10 protein-coding genes are annotated in these 16,549 nt (G+C 37.6%); 6 read left to right on the plus strand and 4 right to left on the minus strand.

The features are described 5' to 3' along the window. Window positions 1-228 precede the first annotated feature (228 nt). From NQQ59_RS01755 to NQQ59_RS25310, 3 genes are all read right to left on the minus strand, one after another. Window positions 229-1,518 (minus strand): efflux RND transporter periplasmic adaptor subunit, encoded by a 1,290-nt coding sequence (locus NQQ59_RS01755; protein ID WP_115887015.1) that lies wholly within the window; start codon window positions 1,516-1,518, stop codon window positions 229-231. 60 nt (window positions 1,519-1,578) lie between these two features. Further along, on the minus strand, window positions 1,579-5,895 hold the full coding sequence (locus tag NQQ59_RS01760) for a CusA/CzcA family heavy metal efflux RND transporter (protein WP_144213039.1): 4,317 nt from the start codon (window positions 5,893-5,895) through the stop codon (window positions 1,579-1,581). 174 nt (window positions 5,896-6,069) lie between these two features. Continuing rightward, window positions 6,070-6,393 carry a DUF6660 family protein gene (locus tag NQQ59_RS25310; RefSeq protein WP_115887013.1) on the minus strand — a complete coding sequence of 108 codons (324 nt, stop codon included), beginning with the start codon at window positions 6,391-6,393 and terminating at the stop codon, window positions 6,070-6,072. A 406-nt stretch (window positions 6,394-6,799) separates the two neighbouring features. Between NQQ59_RS25310 and NQQ59_RS01765 the strand changes: the two genes are divergently transcribed. The 6 genes from NQQ59_RS01765 to NQQ59_RS01785 all read left to right on the plus strand — a co-directional run bounded on the left by NQQ59_RS01765 (window position 6,800) and on the right by NQQ59_RS01785 (window position 13,143). After that, window positions 6,800-8,005, plus strand: a complete 1,206-nt coding sequence (locus NQQ59_RS01765) for a di-heme oxidoredictase family protein (protein ID WP_115887012.1) — start codon at window positions 6,800-6,802, stop codon at window positions 8,003-8,005. Between the two features lies 1 nt (window position 8,006). Next, window positions 8,007-8,444 (plus strand): Rieske (2Fe-2S) protein, encoded by a 438-nt coding sequence (locus NQQ59_RS01770; RefSeq protein ID WP_115887011.1) that lies wholly within the window; start codon window positions 8,007-8,009, stop codon window positions 8,442-8,444. Then, window positions 8,441-9,676, plus strand: coding sequence for a hypothetical protein (locus tag NQQ59_RS01775; protein ID WP_144213041.1), 1,236 nt, complete (start codon window positions 8,441-8,443; stop codon window positions 9,674-9,676). The genes NQQ59_RS01770 and NQQ59_RS01775 overlap by 4 nt, the downstream gene beginning before the upstream one ends. Before the next feature lie 99 nt (window positions 9,677-9,775). Continuing rightward, window positions 9,776-10,099: a DUF6660 family protein gene (locus NQQ59_RS25245; protein WP_115887009.1), complete on the plus strand. Its 324-nt coding sequence runs from the start codon at window positions 9,776-9,778 to the stop codon at window positions 10,097-10,099. 73 nt (window positions 10,100-10,172) lie between these two features. Further along, window positions 10,173-12,353, plus strand: coding sequence for a TonB-dependent receptor (locus NQQ59_RS01780; RefSeq protein WP_115887008.1), 2,181 nt, complete (start codon window positions 10,173-10,175; stop codon window positions 12,351-12,353). A gap of 1 nt (window position 12,354) precedes the next feature. Then, window positions 12,355-13,143, plus strand: coding sequence for a cation transporter (locus NQQ59_RS01785; protein WP_167443817.1), 789 nt, complete (start codon window positions 12,355-12,357; stop codon window positions 13,141-13,143). Window positions 13,144-13,672: 529 nt separating this feature from the next. Here NQQ59_RS01785 and NQQ59_RS01790 read toward each other — a convergent pair. After that, window positions 13,673-16,378, minus strand: a complete 2,706-nt coding sequence (locus NQQ59_RS01790) for a glycoside hydrolase family 2 TIM barrel-domain containing protein (RefSeq protein ID WP_257698114.1) — start codon at window positions 16,376-16,378, stop codon at window positions 13,673-13,675. Window positions 16,379-16,549: the final 171 nt, after the last annotated feature.

Raw genomic sequence — 16,549 nt, forward strand, 5'->3', positions numbered from 1 at the left:
ATTTGCATTCGGCACCTACTCTAGTAAATTTACGAAGCTTATTTTTAACCTCAGCTAATTGGTTTAATTTTTAACAATTAAATACGTACGTATTGCTATTATAAAAAGTACTTTAAATTGATGCAGGCCCTGAATCGAGAACTAGGAATTAAAGAAGTAAGGGGGTAATTCTTTACATTCATAGTTAATCAATGTCAAACAGGAGCCTGCAATAAATTCTTGATATTTCTAGTGTTCGTGCTCTCCCGAATTACTTAGTTTGGCATTGACGAAAAAAGTGCCCTTGGTCACAATTGGCGTTCCTGCAGGTATTTCCTTAACAGGGGTCACCGCAGTGTATCCAACCTCTGAAACACCCTTATTAACCTCGACTTTTTCGAAGTTCATGCTTGTTGCAGCAATTTTCTTTTCCTCTTCCGGGCTATGCTTTTCGCCAGCTTCGGCTCCTTCCCCGCCTTCTGCTTCTTCGTGCTCTTCAGGTTTTTTATCTGTTTTAACAAAGATGTAGAATTTACCGTCTGCCTCTGCAATGGCATCATTTGGAACTGCAGTTGTAAGAGCTGTACCAACACTAACCATTGCTGTAATATTCATTCCATCAATAAGTCCTGTTTTGTTCCCTGTAACAGTACAGTGAACTGCCACAGTCTTGCTTTCATTTTCAAAAGAAGAACCAATATTAAAAACCTTTGCCGTATAAGAAGCAGTAGGATTGTTAGTCAGTGTAAAGTTTACGATCTGCCCTACCTTTATCATAGGCAGATCTTTCTCAAACACCTGAAGGTCTAAGTGGATCAGCTGATTGTCAACAATCTCCACAACAGGAGAAGAAACATCCACGTAGCTTCCAATTTTAGCAAATTCGGCACTTACTGTACCAGTAACCGGACTTGTAACTGTTAATGCCGACCTTAAATTCGACGCAGATACAGTCGCCGGATTGATTCCCATAAGCTGGATCTGTTTCTGCAGTGACGCTTTGCGTGCACGAAGCGCATTTACTTCTGCAGTTGCATTTTGCAGGTTTTTTAGTGCTCCTGCATTTCCTGCCTGAAGATCTCGCTGGCGCTGCAGTTCCTGCTCTGCGTTGATAATTCTGCTGTTGATTGTAATGTATTCTTCCTGCTGCTGGATAAACTGCGGATTCTCAATAGTTGCTATAACCTGCCCTTTGCGTACATGGTCTCCCAGCTGTACCTTTAGGGTTTTAATTACTCCACCATATAATGATGTAGCATTTGCTTTATTATTATTAGGAACTCTCAAAGCCCCGTTGGCTTTTATTGCAGCAGTTAGATTTTTGCTCTCAATAGTTCCCAGTGTTATCCCAACAGCTTTAATCTGATCCTGGGTTAATACGGCAATTACCGCAGCTTCTTCCTCACCATGTCCTTCTTCTTTTGCTCCTTCTGCCTGTTCAGTTTTGGCTCCGTTTTCGCTTGCATTGCTTTTTTGCCCACAGCTTACAAGTGAGAATATCGCCGCAACCGCGATTAATAATTGAATTTTGACTTTCATTTATACTCTATTTTAAAATTACCCTGTGAGATTATGTATCTCCCACAGGTTTTACATTATTTATTTATTATTGAAATAATCAAACTGCACCGCTGAAAGGTTAAATTGATTTAAAACATCAAGATAGTTCTGGCGGATCCCAACAGCCTGGCTTAAAAATTGTCCAAGTTCCGCAAAACTGATTTCACCCGAGCGGTAGCTTAGAGTTGAAGCTTTTATAATATCTTCCGACTGCTTAAGTCCAGAGGTCTCATAAAAATTCAGAAGCGAAAGGTTCTTTTCAATTTCCGCTGCAGAAGAAGCCTTCTGGGTCTGGAGAAGCTGAGTCTGATATACAAGATTTTTCTCCTGCACTTCTTTCTCCGCTTTTGCCGCTTTTACCTTGTTATGCGCTGATACGGCACCGAAAAGAGGAAATGATGCAGTTGCTGAAAAACCTGTATAAGGATCATCCAGCCCATAGAGCCTCTGGCTGAAAACCCTTCCTGAAAGCTCCGGCATATTGCTGTTTTTCATAATCGAAACATTTGAAGATGCTATCTTTACATTCTGTTCCTGCAGTGTTAGCAACGGATGCATACCGTTGCTTTCAGAAAAATTTACCTCTGCTTTACCAAGAGGTGCTTCCAAAGGAAGCAGCCATTCATTCAGGTTCAGAAGCATCATAAGCTGTTGCTGCTGAACGGTCATGTCTTTCTTGTTCTGTTCCGAAAAGGCTTTTAATTCCTGAAGTTTTGCATCTGCCGCAATTTTATCCAGCTGTGCGACATCCCCGGCTTTTAAACGCACTTCTGCAGTCTTTGAAAGGAGCGTGTAAATACTGTCCAGACGCTGATATAAAAGCTGTTTATCCTGAAGGTACCAAAGTTTATAATATGCCGTACGTACATCTCTTTTGATCGTTGCGTTAAGTAGAGCTGTATTAAGCTGGGTGTACTTCAACTGATCCTTGAAATAGCTTTTTCTAGCGGCATAAAGACCCGGCCATGCAAAACTTTGAGAAATTCCTATTTTTAAAATCCCTGTCTTATCTGAAGGTCTTAAATCTTCATTCTCTGCAAAGATACCTGTTTTAGGCATGTCAACGGCAGTTTTTACATTCAGTCCAGCTGCTTGGATTTCAGTTTTATTAATATCCAGCTGCTGATTGCTTTGTAAGGCGGTTTCAACAGCTTTGTCAATTGGAATCCTCTGCTGCGCATTTGCAGATCCTAGACCTGCAAGCAGCAGTATAAGTACGGCTGTTGCATTTCTCATTTTAAATCGTTCTTTAAAATCAAATTTAGTGTTAAAGATTATATAGAGTAATGGGAGCACAAACAATGTAAGGAATGTCGCTGTAACAAGACCTCCGATTACAACTGTTGCAAGCGGTTTCTGAACCTCCGCACCTGCGCTGCTGCTCATCGCCATCGGCAGGAATCCCAGTGATGCCACCATTGCCGTCATAAGAACGGGGCGAAGCCTTGTGATTGTCCCCTCTTTGACTCTCTCAAAAATGTTATCCATATCTTCCTTTTCAAGCTGGTTGAAAGTTCCGATAAGCACGATACCATTCAGCACCGCTACTCCAAATAATGCAATGAATCCAATTCCGGCACTGATGCTGAAAGGCATCCCTCTAAGCATAAGGGCAAAAATTCCCCCAATGGCGCTCATTGGTATAGCGGTAAAGATAAGCATAGCCTGTTTGAAAGAACGGAATGTGAAATAAAGCAGCCCGAAGATCAAAAGAAGCGAAACCGGCACTGCAATCATAAGTCTTGCACTTGCCGCCTGCAGGTTTTCGAACTGTCCACCATAAGTGAAATAATATCCTGGAGGAAGCTTCACTTTTTCAGCCAGCTTTTTCTGGATGTCCTGCACCACACTCTGTACATCACGGCCAGCCACATTAAATCCAATTACAATTCTTCTTTTGCCCGCTTCCCTGCTGATCTGTGCCGGACCTAATTTATAGTCGATTTTAGCTACCTGAGATAAAGGCACCTGTATTCCTGTATTGGTAGGGATCATCAGGTTGCTCACATCGTCTATGCTGGTTCTGTGGACGCTGTCAAGACGCACAACAAGGTCAAAACGTCGTTCGTTTTCATATACCTGTCCTGTGCTTTTTCCCGCAAATGCAGTGCTGACAACGCCATTCACATCTTCGATCGTAAGTCCGTAGTTGGCAATTCTGGTCCTGTCATATTCAATATTGATCTGTGGAAGGCCGCTCACTCTTTCAATCTGCGGCGAAGTAGCCCCCGGAATGCTCTGGATCACTGCACCCACTTCTTTGGCGTACTGTGAAAGAGTATCCAGGTTCTCGCCAAATATCTTAACGGCAACGTCCTGTCTGATACCGGTCATAAGCTCATTGAAACGCATCTGGATCGGCTGGTTCTTTTCAAAAAAAACGCCGGGTATCACTTCGAGCTCCTCACTGATAGCTTCAGCAAGTTCATCATAGGTTCTTCCTGATTTCCATTCTTTCTGCGGTTTCAGCACCACCATCAAATCACTGGCCTCAGGAGGCATCGGATCAGTTGGAACTTCTGCCGCACCTGTTTTACCAACGACCATCTTGACCTCATCAAACTTTTTGATTATTCTGGATGCCTGCATCGAAGTCTCAATGCTCTGGTTCAGCGAACTTCCCTGCGGAAGGATGCAGTGGAACGCAAAATCCCCTTCCTGCAGCTGCGGAATAAATTCCCCTCCCATTCTTGTGAAGAAAAAGACAGCCGCAAAGAAAATTAAAACGGTAGCACCCACCACAGCATATTTAAAGTCAATCACCTTCTGGAGAAGAGGCTGATATACGCTCTGGATTCTATTCATCATCTTATCGCTGAATGTTTCTTTGTGCTGCGGCTTTTTAGATAAAAACAAAGCACACATCATCGGGATATAGGTAAGAGATAATATTAATGCTCCAAATATTGCAAACCCCACTGTCTGCGCCATCGGGCGAAACATTTTTCCTTCAACGCCGACAAGGGTCAGGATCGGGATATATACAATTAAAATGATAATTTCTCCAAAGGCAGCACTGGTACGGATCTTAGAAGCAGACTCGAAAACTTCATCATCCATTTCATCCTGGGTAAGATTTTTGAGCGACTTGCGCATAGCCAGATGATGAAGCGTAGCCTCAACCACAATTACCGCTCCATCAACAATTAAACCGAAATCAATGGCTCCAAGTGACATTAGATTGGCACTTACCCCAAAAACGTTCATAAGTCCAAGGGCAAAAAGCATAGCCAAAGGAATAGCAGAGGCAACTATAAGTCCTGCACGGAAATTCCCTAAGAATAATACCAGTACAAATATTACGATCAATGCACCTTCAACAAGGTTCTTTTCAACGGTGCTGATAGCACGGCCCACAAGGTCTGTACGGTCAAGGTATGGCTCAATAACAATATCGTCAGGCAGCGATTTCTGGATAGTTGGCAGTTTTTCCTTAATGCGTTTGACAACCTCGTTGCTGTTCTCTCCTTTAAGCATCATCACGACACCGCCCACTGCATCAACTTCTCCATTGAATGTCAAGGCACCGTATCTCACTGCATTGCCAAATCTCACTTCGGCTACATCGCTTACATAAACAGGAGCTGCGCCAGTATTTTTAACCACGATCTTTTTGACATCGTCAAGAGAAGTTACCAGACCAATGCCCCTTATAAAATATGCATTTGGCTTTTTATCGATATATGCGCCGCCGGTATTTTGGTTGTTTTTCTCCAGCGCCGTAAAAATATCCGGTATGCTTACTCCCATTGCGCGGAGCCTATCGGGATTTACCGCGACCTCATACTGCTTCAGCTCCCCTCCAAAGCTGTTTACCTCCGCAATTCCAGGGGTTCCGTATAATTGTCTAGCCACAATCCAATCTTGCATGGTACGCAGATCTTTGGCATTATATTTATTTTTGCTTCCTTTTTTAGGATGGATGATATATTGGTAAACCTCCCCTAGACCCGTGCTCACAGGAGCCATTTCCGGTGTTCCGATTCCCTGCGGTATTCTGTCTACCGCTTCTTTCAGCCTCTCGCTTATAAGCTGTCTGGCAAAGTAAATATCGGTCTCATCGTCAAAAACCACAGTAATAACCGAAAGCCCAAAGCGGGAAATACTTCTGATTTCCTCGATTTTCGGAACAGTGGCAATGCTCTGTTCAATTGGAAAGGTAACCAACTGCTCCACTTCCTGACCGGCAAGAGTTGGACATGCTGTTATAATCTGAACCTGATTGTTGGTGATGTCAGGTACGGCATCTATGGGCAGTTTAGTTGCGCTCCAGGCGCCCCATATTATTAGGACCAAAGTCATTAAACCAATAATGATTTTGTTTTTAATACTGAATTTAATTATACTATCTAACACAATGTAATTAATTTTAACGTTTAGAAAATAATGTGATCGCCAGCAAATACTGGAGAAAAATTAGAATGTGCAAGATCAATCACTGAAAACATTCAGGAATCGAAAACGTAGCGTCTCGCAAGCCATTATTGAATACCAATAATTACTATGCATCAATTGCACAATTCAAAAAACTTAAACGAAAAATTTGGGAGGCTGCCATATGCTTCCAAAATAGCTGGAAATTACCTGACAGTCTTTTATAACCGCATGTTTAACATTGATTATATTTTGGGGAAAATTAAATTCCGGCATCTTAAAATTAAATTTTACAGCCGAAACACTGCAGCATGAACATTGACAGAAAGGTGTACAATGGTCATCGTGATCCTGATTGTGATTATGAGCCAGTTCTTTCTTCTGAGACTTCGCTTCAAGACATGTATTATAGACGTCACTGCATGGAACTGCAAGCAGTCCAAGAATGTATACTAATAATATTGTTGTTTTCCATCTCATATTAAGACAAATTTACAAAATAGTTTCTGCAATTGGATTGCAAATTTACTTTAATCAACCTAAACACCTAAAAAACAATATTTTACATTTATATAAATTTATAAATTATTTTTAAACGGTTAAAACTAAACCCTGATTTGATTGATCACTGGTATTTTAAACTTAATCATTTATTAAAAAATATTGTTTTAAATAATTGTATGTTTTTATATATCGTCTGCTAATGCAAAGGAAACTTACAATTTTGTATTAATTCTGAATTTCTATTGGTAAACCTAATTTACTCAAATTAATTATTATTTACGCAGTAGCATCTGCCATAGAGTATCGAAATATTAAAAAAAATATTCAAATATAAATCATAATTGTTTTAAAAATATTTTTAGCTTTGTCTAAAAAATAAATAATGGCAAATATAAATATATTTTTAAAGACATCTTTCATACTAGTAGTCTTAAACATAGGGCTTGTTTCCTGTGAAACCAGCTTTGTAGATTTACCGCAAGATGATAAACTTTTAGACGGCTCAATCGAAGGGTTATCGGCTTCTGAATCAACTCAATTTTTAAAAGGCGACCAGGCAGTTAATGAAGTTTTTAACAGGGCATCCGGCCTTGGTCCAACCTTTGTAAGTACCAGTTGTATCAGCTGCCATGCAGGAGACGGAAAAGGGCATCCTTTTACCAGCTTAGTTCGCTTTGGACAAATTGACGAAACAGGCAATCATTTCATTAAACTAGGAGGACCGCAGCTTCAAAACCGTGCACTACCTGGTTTTATTCCAGAAGAAATCCCTTCAGGCACATCATTCTCCACCTTTATGCCTCCATCTATCACAGGATTAGGATTATTACAGTATGTCTCAGATGCCGATCTAATTGCAATGACTGACCCTGAAGATGTTGATGATGACGGAATTTCAGGGAATGTAAACTGGATTAACATACCTGATTATGCTATTGTAAGTTCTAATGCCATATCAAAAAATGGCAAATATATTGGAAGATATGGCAAGAAAGCTTCAGCATTCGATCTACTTCATCAAACAGTTAATGCATACAACCAAGATATGGGCATTACTTCTATATTTAATCCTATTGACCACTACTCTGCTTTAGAAATTGACCCTGAAATCGCTACTTCAAAAGTAAATGATGTTGTGTTTTATCTGAAAACATTAAAGGCTCCCATCCAAAGAAGCCAAAACGATCCTGCCGTTATCCGAGGCAAAGTTATTTTTAATCAAATAAGTTGTACAGGCTGCCACAGATCAGAATTAAAAACAAGTTATTCTCCAATTAACTCGCTTTCAAATAAAACTTTTGCACCTTATACTGATCTGCTCCTACACGATATGGGTCCAGGATTGGATGATGGCTATACAGAAGGCAGCGCAAAAACTTCTGAGTGGAGAACCCCTCCCCTCTGGGGCATTGGCCTTTCCGAGAACTCGCAGGGAGGTAATTTGTTTTTAATGCATGATGGCCGTGCAAAAAGCATAGAGCAGGCGATACTAATGCATGGCGGCGAGGGACAGAAAAGTAAATATGCATTTGAAAAGCTTTCTAAAGAAGATAAACAGGCTTTGCTGAAATTTATAAAATCATTATAGTATGGACAGAAAACAATTTCTAAAAGCATGCGGTTTCGGCTGTCTTGCTGCAATATCAGGAACGACAATACTGCAAGGCTGCTCTTCTTCCCAAATTTCAAGAGAAATAAAGGAATCTGATCTCTTAGTCCCAATTTCTGATTTTATAATTCAAAAAGGGACAAAATCTGCATTTAAAAAGTATATAGTAATTCAAAATGACATATTAAAAGCCCCAATATGTGTATTTAGATTTAGTGAGAGTGATTATTGTGCCATGTTTATGTTATGTACGCATCAGGGTGCTGAATTACAAGTTTTTGGAGATAAACTTCAATGCCCGGCTCATGGAAGCGAATTCAGCAATCGCGGGAACATCGAGACCGGTCCCGCAGATACAGACTTAAGAAAATTCCCGGTCACAATAGAAAACAATATTTTAAAAATATCTTTAAAATGAGATTGAAAATAAAAGTAATACCCGCATTGTTAATTTTAATCTTTTCTACATATTGCTATTCACAGATCGATCCTAGTTTATTAAAAAGAGTACCTAAAGATACTGTAAAAAATATCTTAAACATGGATGCTCTTTACAACAGACCGGCTTTGAAGATAAATAAGACTCCCATATCAATAGGAGGTTATCTTGAAATGAACTGGCAAAAAATGACAACTGACGGAATTTCCGAAGGCAATCAATTTCAAGCTAGAAGACTATCTATTTTTATATCATCTTCCATTAGCAGAAAAATTAAATTTTTGAGCGAGATTGAGTTTGAAGACGGTGGCAAAGAAATCTCTATTGAATTCGCTTCCGTCGATGTAGAGTTTGACCCGTTGATAAATCTTCGCGCAGGTATCATTTTAAATCCTATTGGGTCTTTCAATCAAAATCATGATGGCCCAAAATGGGATTTTACAGATAGACCTATTTCTTCCACTCAAATGTTGCCAGCAACTTTCAGTAACGCCGGGGTTGGCATTTTTGGAAAAAAATACTCTGAGAAATGGATGTTTGGTTATGAGGCCTATCTCTCCGGAAATTTTGATAACTCAATAATTGAAAATACAGAAAACAAAACTTTCTTACCCGCGGCAAAAGAAAACCCTGAAAGATTTGAAGAAATTAATAGTGGAGAACCCTTGTTTACGGGAAAAATTGCTCTGCGGAATACTAAAGTCGGAGAACTTGGAATTTCTTATATGGGCGGTATCTATAATAAATTTGAGGATGATGGCATTACAATAGATAAGAAGAGACGTGTATCTGTTTTTGCTTTAGATTTTAATACAACGCTTCCAAGAATAAAAACTTTTATCACTTCTGAATTTGCATGGGTTTATGTTGATGTACCTGATACTTATTCGCAACAATTTGGCAAAAAACAGAAAGGGGGATTTATAGATATTGTGCAACCTATATTGACAAAAACAATTTTAGGCTGGCAGAAAGCTGCGATAAATGTTGCATGTAGATTGGAATATGTAGATTGGAATGTTGGAAGCTTTAAAGAAACCGGTGGTAATATTGGGGAAGATTTATGGAGCATAATGCCTGCTGTTAGTTTTAGGCCGACCTCCCAAACAGTGATCCGCCTTAATTATCGATATTTGAAACAACGGGATATTTTTTCCAACCCACCTACTATTACTGACGGGTTTAACTTAGGAATTTCAACTTACTTTTAAATATTTTGACAGCTATAATAACCCTGCATATACCAGTATTACAAAATAAAACTTGTACCCCTATAAGGCTTATTAATAAATAAAGGATAAATTTGCGATGTGAAAACTTTCGTAACTATACTTTCATTCATCGTACTGTTTCTTTCTACAGTTCCATGCTCCGCATTTGCTAAACACTCAGAATGCGGTGTAGAGAAAAATTGTGAAAATGATTCACATGACTGCGGTAATGAATGTAACGGAAAATGTTCTCCATTCTACTCCTGTGGAATCTGTATAGGCTTTACGATAAACTTTGATTCAATAATTCTAAATGAAAAATTAGAATTTAACCTTGATGAAGTCTCACAAACACCATCATACAACAAATTTGTCAACTCTTCATTCATCTGCAAAATCTGGCAGCCTCCTAAAATTTCTTAATATAAAAAGTTTATCCCTGCATTCATCTCATTATGCGGGTCTATTATTTATTATTAATATTAAGAAATCATAAATGTTTAAATATATTTTATTGATTGTGACAATGGCATTTATTGGCACTGCACAAGCACAGAATACTATCAAATTTCGTCTCAAGAATGCTGAAACTAACGAACCTGTAAAAGGAGTTTCTGCAAAAATTGAAGAAACAAATTCGGTTTTCAAATCAGATAATGATGGAAATATCAGTGTAGAAAATCTAAAAGATGGAAATTATACCTTATCAATTTCTGATGAAGGCTACACTCCAAATAAAACAGTTTTTAAAGTGCCTTCCAGCTTAAATTTTATAGAAATTGCATTGCAGAGCGAAGATCACGAAGCTGAAGAAATGGAAGAAATAATTGTTACTTCCACCAGAGGCACCAGAACGATCAGCAATATTCCAACCAGGGTAGAATTTATTGCCGGAGAAGAACTTGAAGAAAAAGCTAATATGAAACCGGGTGACATTCGCATGATGCTTAACGAAAGTACAGGAATCCAGACCCAGCAGACTTCTGCAACTTCAGGAAATTCTTCTATTAGGATTCAAGGGTTGGACGGAAGATATACCCAGATTCTAAAAGACGGTTTTCCTTTATATTCTGGCGCGTCAAGCGGGCTTGGATTACTGCAGACCCCTCCATTAGATTTAAAGCAGGTTGAAATAATCAAAGGTTCTGCCTCTACCCTTTACGGCGGAGGAGCAATAGCCGGATTAGTAAATCTTGTTTCTAAAATCCCAACCAAAGAAAAGGAGTTGCGATTTTTAATTAATGGAACTTCGGCTCTTGGATTGGATATAAATGGATTTTATTCCCAACAGTTTAACAAAATTGGTGTAACTGTTTTTGCTTCTCACGATCGTAACGCTCCTTATGATCCAGCAGATATAAAGCTTACAGCTATACCAAAATTTGAGCGTTTTAATTTTAATCCTAAACTTTTTGTCAATTTTAATGAAAACACCAAACTTAATTTTGGCGTCAATACCGTTTTTGAAAACCGCTTAGGTGGAAATATTGATTATATCAAAGATCAAAGTAAATATCCTGATAGTTATTTCGAAAAAAATAAAACTCAGAGAATAAATACTCAATTCGCTCTCACGCATAAATTTAATGAGCAGGAATCGATAACGGTTAAAAACAGTTTTAATAATTTCAGTCGTGTTATCACAATTCCTGATTATATTTTTGACGGTTTGCAGAACAGTACTTTTTCTGAAATAAGCTATTCTAAAAACGGCGAAATTGCAGAATGGGTTGCCGGTGCAAACTTATATACCGACAATTTTACTGAAAACAGCCATACATCTTTCCCATTAAGAAACTATAATCAGATTACTTATGGAGCTTTTCTTCAAAACACAGTTAAAGCCAAAGAATGGCTACAGATAGAAACTGGTCTGAGAGGCGATTATGTTGTTGACTATGGTTTTTCTCTGCTACCAAGAGTTTCCGCTCTATTTAAAATTAATCCTAAACTAACATCCCGAATCGGTGGAGGTCTTGGCTATAAAACGCCGACTATTTTTACTGAAGAAAGCGAGCGTATCCAGTATCGAAATGTACTGCCAATTAGCAGCGATTTCAATAAACTTGAAAAAAGTTACGGTTTTAACTTTGATTTAAATTATAAAACTAAAATTACAGAAGATCTTTCTTTATCGTGGAATCAGTTATTTTTCTATACCAATATTGATAATCCGCTGATATTAAATTCCCTTCCAGATAATATTTATCAGTTTGTAAACGTCAACGGATATTTGGACACAAAAGGAACTGAAACAAATGTGAAATTAGGATACAAAGATTTTAAGTTATTTCTGGGTTATACCTATACGGATGCTTCCATAGATACTAACGGAATAAAATCTGAAAATCCTTTAACGGCAAAACACCGATTAAACAATGTTTTGATGTATGAAGTTGAAGAAAAATGGAAAGCAGGTTTAGAAGCATATTATTACAGTCCGCAAAAATTAAGTGATGGTACAACTGGAAAAGACTACTGGATTTTTGGTTTTATGGTAGAGAGGCTTTGGGAGAACTTTTCGGTTTACGCTAATTTTGAAAATTTTACAGATACCAGACAGACAAAATTTGGAAGCATATACACAGGAACTATTTCAAATCCCGTTTTCAAAGATATATATGCTCCATTAGATGGATTTGTTGTAAATGCGGGTTTTAAGATTAAAATACAGTGATATGAAAAAAAGTATTTATAATATAAAAAAGATGGATTGTCCTAGTGAGGAACAATTAATAAGAATGAAACTCACAGGTTTAGAACAAATTAAACAGCTTGATTTTGACATTGCAGGCAGAAAACTAAACGTCTATCATACGGACGACAACACTCTTATTACAAATGCAATTAATACTCTTAATCTGGATAGCACTCTGATGGCAACAGAACATACATCTGATTATGTAGAGCAAAATAATGACTCTCAGCAAAGTAAGTTATTATGGCAGGTTCTCATTGTAAACTTTTCATTCTTTATAATTGAAGTTATTACAGGTTTTATATCCAATTCGATGGGATTGGTTGCAGACAGTTTGGATATGTTCGCCGATAGTATTGTATATGGCTTAGCTCTGTTCGCTGTCGGTAGTACAACAACAAGAAAAGGAAGTGTAGCAAAGATAAGTGGTTATTTTCAGATTGGTCTTGCAATTTTAGGACTTATTGAAGTTATAAGAAGATTTGTAGAGTTTGACCATATTCCTGCATACGGAACTATGATAGTAGTTTCATTATTTGCCCTTGTAGGCAATTCGTTATGCCTTTACCTGCTTCAAAAATCTAAAAGCAAAGAGGCACATATGGAAGCAAGTATGATTTTTACCTCAAATGATGTTGTAATTAATATGGGAGTCATAATTGCTGGCATATTAGTATACTTTACTAATTCAATGGTACCCGATCTTATTATTGGAGTTTGTGTATTTTTCATAGTCGCAAGAGGAGCATTAAAAATTTTACAGTTATGATAATGGTAATTTAAAAAAAATAGCAAGCCTTTCAAAATTGTTCTTTTGATATCGTTGCCCAATAAAGCAATCCGAAAATAATAAAAGAAAAAGAGGCTCTGCCTCACATGTTGTGAGACAGTCTTTAATCTTTAGATTTAAAATAACAGGTGATTCAAAATTTGTTTCTTACTATAAATCACGGGAATGAATTAACATTTTTTAACATTTAACCCTTACGATACATACAATCCGCCTCAAAAGTAATATTTCATATAATTATCTTACAAATTCACTTTAAAATAAGCTAATTTCTTTAAATCGTTCATAAAATGATTTGTAAATTGTGAACTAAACGTCACAAAGCCAAATGGCGCCAATTGAAGACAATTGGCGCCATTTTTTTTCATATATCCTATTAATAAATGAGTTTGAGTTCTTTTTGATAACTTTTCTTCAACACAAGAATTTTAAAGATTATTCACCTTTCAAAAAAAGAAATTTTATTAAAATCTTTGTCTACATTTCACTAGAAAATTCAAGAGATACCTTATTTTGGTGTACCAAAAAAGAAAAAAACAGTACGCTCTTTGGCTTCCTTGATATTATTCAAATCACTTGATGGCCCCAGCTCTTTAACCGCATTATTGCTAACGCTATTTTTAGAGCCGATAGGCGGAATAACATCCAGAAACGAAATATCTCCTGTAGGCAATATAGGTGTTTTTTTATCCCCATTTATTCCGTAAAAATTAAATAATCGTACATACAAATCCTTATCTGGAGAAGCAATTGTAAATCTTCCCATTTGTGTGTTAAATTCCATCCACACTATATCTGCATAATAGCCCTTAAATTCAGGGTAAATCCAAGGAATACTGCCTGTATCGGTATTATTGTTCATGTTTTGATACACATTTGTGGTAACACCCTGCATGCGATTTTTCCAGACGCGATCAGGTCCCTGTCCCAACCATTTTACACTGTTTACTAATCCTTGTGGATAATCAAAACTTATTCCCGTGAAAGGATAACTTCCGCTAAGCGTATATCTATAATCCATCTCCAACCATCCTGAAGCATGCATTTTCCAACGTACATAAGAAAGGTCACCATTATAATTAAATTCTACAATATAATAATCTTGTTCTTTGAAATGCTTAACTGATGTCACCGTTGCATTTCCACTCACCAAAACAGGACCATTTCCAAATGGCAAAGCCGGACTTTTGTCATTTGTCAATTTAGATATCATTCCTGTTTTGGTATCAAAACTCACAGCAATTTCTCCGCCCTTCACAGTCAGAACATTATTTTCTTCTTTAGCTGAAATAATACCTTTTTTAGATTCAGGTTCAATTAACAGGGATGTTACTAAAGCTTTATGAGACTTTATTTTCCAGACCCAACGGTAAATTTCATTATTATCTGGATCATAAGCAGCAACTGCCAACGCATCATTATTCTTCCAGTCTTTTGACAAACTTATCTGTAAATTTCCTTTTGCAGTCGGATCAATATCAGGCGATTTAATTGTACCGCTTTGACTTACTTTATAACCAGGTTCCATATCATTGGGGCTGCGAAAATTTATAAGTTCATAACGGAAACTGCAATCCTTAAGATTCGTAAAATGATAACGGCTTTCTACTGGGATTTCTCCTTTAAAATTATCAGGCAGTTCTTTCAATGTTATTTTAACGGGCGAATATATTTCCCTGATGGCATTATAACTGGCTTCTTTTTGACGATGCGGGCCAACGACTCCGTCAGCGGCATTATTAGCATTTACATCAATCATATTATTGAAATCAGTACGCATAATTCCTTCGTCTGCAAAACTCCATATAAAACCGCCTCCGCCGAGCTTTCCATTCCACTGCAACTCCCAATAATCAGCCAATGTAGCAGCACCTCCGCCATCATGCATAGCATGTAAAAACTCAGTTGGCATGTGAATATTTCCACTGTTTTCACTCACTAATTCTTTGGTGCTCTCATAACCTTCATAATGATTGCAATCAATGCCGTTTATGGCATTACCTGGTTTATGATGCGCATGAATTACAGTTCTGTTTGATAGGTCGTATTTTCCAAAATCAGCATCAAAGTCGAAATTATGCCCGCCTTCGTTACCATTACTCCAAAAAATTATCGAAGGATGATTGACATCCCTGACAACCATTTCTTTTACCAATGGTGTTCCAGCTTTGGTACTGTAAGCTTTTTGCCAGCCTGCCAATTCATTTATCACATACAGTCCAAGAGAATCGCAGACGCGAAGGAAATTTTTATCCGGCGGATAATGCGAACAACGAACCGCATTCATATTCATTCCCTTTATCAATTTTACATCCAACAAATCGGCTTCAGGATAAGTGGCGCGACCATACTCAGGCCACATCACATGGCGGTTGATACCTTTCATTTTTACTTTTACGCCGTTGATATAAATTCCATCCAGTTTTCTTACTTCAATTGTTCTAAAACCAAATTTATCATTGGTAGTATAAATCGTTTCATTTCTTTTTTTGAGATGAACTCTTAGCTGATACAAATTTGGAGTTTCGGCATTCCACAACAGAGGTTTTTGCACTCTAGTTTTTACGGCAACCACAGAATCGTTGCCTGTTTTTGTAACGGTCGTTTCAACTGTTTTGCCTTTAGCATCAATTATTTCGGTCACTATTTCGGCATCAGAAACAGCTTTATTCAGATGCACATTCATATTGAAATTCCCATCTGCTTTTGCATCAACTGCAGTCCATGAAATATGCTCTTTTGGAACAGCTTCCAAATAAACAGGTCTGTAAATACCTCCAAAAATCCAGTAATCTGCCAAACGTTCCGCTCCATTGACCGAATTGTCTGCCGACATTTTACTGACCGTCACTTCTAATAAATTAGCGGATCCATATTGTATTTTGTCACTAATATTATATTTAAAACGATAAAAAGCGCCTTGATGAACTGCTCCTGCCGATTTCCCGTTAATCTTGACATCTGAATCTGTCATTGAACCTTCAAAAACGATATACACCTCTTTTTGATTCCAATTGGCAGGCACTTCAAATTTTAATTTGTACAGCCCTTTTTCATCGGCAAACTGAAAATTTTTCCCATAATTCACATTATCACGTCCAAAATTATAATTGCCGAAACCTTGCTGCTCCCAATTTGACGGTACTTGAATAGTAGTCCATTTTTCGCTGTTACGGCCACCTGTGCAATAGAAATCCCAGGATTTAGTATGCATCACATCGGTACCAGAAAGGTACAGAATTTCTTTTTGGACGTTGGATTGGCCAAATGAAGTTAAAAAAGTTAGCAATAATAGCGTGACATTAAAATTTTTAAAAATAAAAAAAAGGTTCATTGGTTTCAAATAAATAGTTAGTTGCATTCTTTTTAAATAGTTTTTTACATT

It is taken from the genome of Flavobacterium panacis (genome assembly GCF_024649945.1).
Classification (GTDB): domain Bacteria; phylum Bacteroidota; class Bacteroidia; order Flavobacteriales; family Flavobacteriaceae; genus Flavobacterium; species Flavobacterium panacis.

What these genes read in the sequence shown, in the direction of transcription:
- NQQ59_RS01780 (WP_115887008.1), top strand. Translation starts at nt 10,173, where the DNA reads ATGTTTAAATATATTTTATTGATTGTGACAATGGCATTTATTGGCACT.
- NQQ59_RS01755 (WP_115887015.1), bottom strand. Translation starts at nt 1,518, where the DNA reads ATGAAAGTCAAAATTCAATTATTAATCGCGGTTGCGGCGATATTCTCA.
- NQQ59_RS01790 (WP_257698114.1), bottom strand. Translation starts at nt 16,378, where the DNA reads ATGCATACTAAATCCTGGGATTTCTATTGCACAGGTGGCCGTAACAGC.
- NQQ59_RS01765 (WP_115887012.1), top strand. Translation starts at nt 6,800, where the DNA reads ATGGCAAATATAAATATATTTTTAAAGACATCTTTCATACTAGTAGTC.
- NQQ59_RS01770 (WP_115887011.1), top strand. Translation starts at nt 8,007, where the DNA reads ATGGACAGAAAACAATTTCTAAAAGCATGCGGTTTCGGCTGTCTTGCT.
- NQQ59_RS25310 (WP_115887013.1), bottom strand. Translation starts at nt 6,393, where the DNA reads ATGAGATGGAAAACAACAATATTATTAGTATACATTCTTGGACTGCTT.
- NQQ59_RS01785 (WP_167443817.1), top strand. Translation starts at nt 12,355, where the DNA reads ATGAAAAAAAGTATTTATAATATAAAAAAGATGGATTGTCCTAGTGAG.
- NQQ59_RS01775 (WP_144213041.1), top strand. Translation starts at nt 8,441, where the DNA reads ATGAGATTGAAAATAAAAGTAATACCCGCATTGTTAATTTTAATCTTT.